2 protein-coding genes are annotated in these 2118 nt (G+C 69.0%); one reads left to right on the top strand and one right to left on the bottom strand.

The features are described from left to right. Positions 1-69: 69 nt before the first annotated feature. Complete coding sequence (locus VE25_RS02175; RefSeq protein WP_046106947.1) at positions 70-1038, bottom strand: DUF2125 domain-containing protein; 969 nt, start codon at positions 1036-1038, stop codon at positions 70-72. Between the two features lie 149 nt (positions 1039-1187). On the opposite strand from VE25_RS02175, the gene VE25_RS02170 reads away from it, so the two are divergent. Then, on the top strand, positions 1188-1766 hold the full coding sequence (locus VE25_RS02170; RefSeq protein ID WP_083988673.1) for a gamma-glutamylcyclotransferase: 579 nt from the start codon (positions 1188-1190) through the stop codon (positions 1764-1766). Positions 1767-2118 lie beyond the last annotated feature (352 nt).

The following is a 2118-nucleotide window of genomic DNA, read 5'->3' as shown; positions in this document are numbered from 1 at the left end:
CCCTCATTCCCTCCCCTCAAGGGGGAGGGAGGCGAAGGAGCCGGCAATTCTGCGAAAACTCGAACTAGCCTAAAACAGCGGCGGGATGATTCCCGCCGGCACCATGCCCGAGGCGATGACGCCGCCGCGCAGGTTGATGGTGTTGGCGTAGCTGCCGTCCGCCGCCGGCTGGCCGAGGATGAGGCCGCGATAGGGCTCGGGGAAAAGCCCCTCGATCCGCTCCACCACCCCGTGTGAGGCGATGCGCAGCTGCCCCTCGGCCTGTCCCGCATCGTTGAGGGACACCTCGCCGTCGGCGCGCAGATAATCCTGCCCCGCCGTGGCGTTGAGCGAGACGATGCGCAGCTGCCCGCCCGCCTGCTGCCAGGCGCGCAGGGCATCGGGCGCGCCGAGGAGCCGCAGGTCCGCCGGCAGGCCCGTGAGTTCCGTTTCGAGCTGCGTCTCGCCGCCGGCGACGGCAAAGGCGGGCGCATCGAGCCCGGAGAGCCGCACATAGCCGGCGAGCGCGGCGCGCCCGGCCTCGGCGTCGAGCTGCTCGGGAATGTCGATGAGGTGCGCCTCGCCCTCGCTGCTCGAGGCGATCAGCGCCTCGCCGAAGAGCGTGTCGGTCCAGGCGAGGTCCCGCCCGACGAGCGAGAAGCGCTCGATGCGCCAGCCGGCAAGGCGCAGGCTCGCATCGAGCGCGCTCCAGGAGACGGAATTGCGTGCCCCCGTGAAGGCGTCGGTCAGCGTCGCGGGGCCGCGCGCGGCCCCGATCAGGTGCGTCGGCCGGTAGACGAGGGCTGAAACGCCGATCCCGGGCACGGCGACCGTGATATCCCCCGAAACGATCCGCGCCCCGGCGCAATCGACGTCGAAACGGAAGGGAAAGCCGCCGACATCGAGCCGCTCGCAGGTGAGGCGCGGCGCCGTCTCGCCGTCATTGGCGGCAAGGCTTTCGACCGTGCCGCGCACCTGGCCCGACAGGAAGAACCAGCCGCCCGTCCACAGGACGACGAAGAGCACGATGGCAAGGATGAGATAGGCGAATCGGTTCATGGCGTCTTTCTATCCTGACGGGGCTTGTCAGGCGACGGTGTTATCCCGCCGTTTCCGGGTGGCCCGAACCCCGGGCGGGCCGCATACCAGCTTCGCCCCACGGGCAATTGCCGCGCAGGGGTTTGCTCGACTAGGATTGAGGATAGGTTATGGCAATGGATGCAACGGATATCGGTTCATCGGCCTACTGGGTCTTCGGCTACGGGTCGCTGATCTGGAATCCGGGCTTCGCGCACGTGGCCGCCCGGCCGGCGGTGCTGCATGGCGCCCATCGCAGCCTCTGCATCTATTCCCACCACCATCGCGGCACGCCCGAGCGGCCGGGCCTGGTCTTCGGCCTCGTCGAGGGCGGCTCCTGCCGCGGCATGGCGTTCGCGGTGACCGAGGCCGACTGGCCCGGGGTGCGCGAATATCTCAAGGCGCGCGAGCAGGTGACGAGCGTCTACCGGGAAGCGACGCGGCGCGTGCGGCTTGACGACGGCCGCGAGGTCAAGGCGCTCGCCTTCCTCGTCGACCGCCACCACGACCAGTACGCCGGACGCCTGACCCTTGCCGAACAGGCGCGCATGGTGATCGGCGCCGTCGGTTCCTCGGGTAACAATGTCGACTACGTGCGCAACACCGCCCGGCACCTCGCCGAACTCGGCATCCGCGACCGCCAGGTCATGGCGCTGGCCGCCCTCCTCGAGGCGGCGGAGGCCGGAGGCGCCGGGCTGGAGGTGGCTTAGGGGCACTGGCCCCGGGAACTCCCGCACCGACCCTCCCCATCCCCGATGTCATCCCGGCGAAAGCCGGGAACCATCCTGAGATATCGTCCCAACCGCAAGGTGTGTGAACAGGGCAGGAAGAACGCAGCCGCTCTTTCCTTGCCAGTTGATGCGCTCAGGGCTGGGTCCCGGCTTTCGCCGGGATGACAGCCGGTGGGTGTGGATGTTGGGGTGCCCTCCCATCACCCGGTCGTCATCGCTCGCTTTCCAAGCGGGCAGTGACGATTTAGCGTGGCGCTTTGCTGCCACAGGCACAATGCTGCCCCTCCCCCTTGAGGGGAGGGGTTGGGGTGGGGAGAAGCCTCGGTAGCTC

This window comes from Devosia geojensis, from assembly GCF_000969415.1.
GTDB classification, from domain to species: domain Bacteria; phylum Pseudomonadota; class Alphaproteobacteria; order Rhizobiales; family Devosiaceae; genus Devosia; species Devosia geojensis.
This window is presented reverse-complemented; position numbering and strand designations above follow the sequence as displayed.

Excerpts from the sequence above, each read along its gene's own strand:
- VE25_RS02175 (WP_046106947.1), bottom strand. The coding sequence starts at position 1,038 with ATGAACCGATTCGCCTATCTCATCCTTGCCATCGTGCTCTTCGTCGTC.
- VE25_RS02170 (WP_083988673.1), top strand. The coding sequence starts at position 1,188 with ATGGCAATGGATGCAACGGATATCGGTTCATCGGCCTACTGGGTCTTC.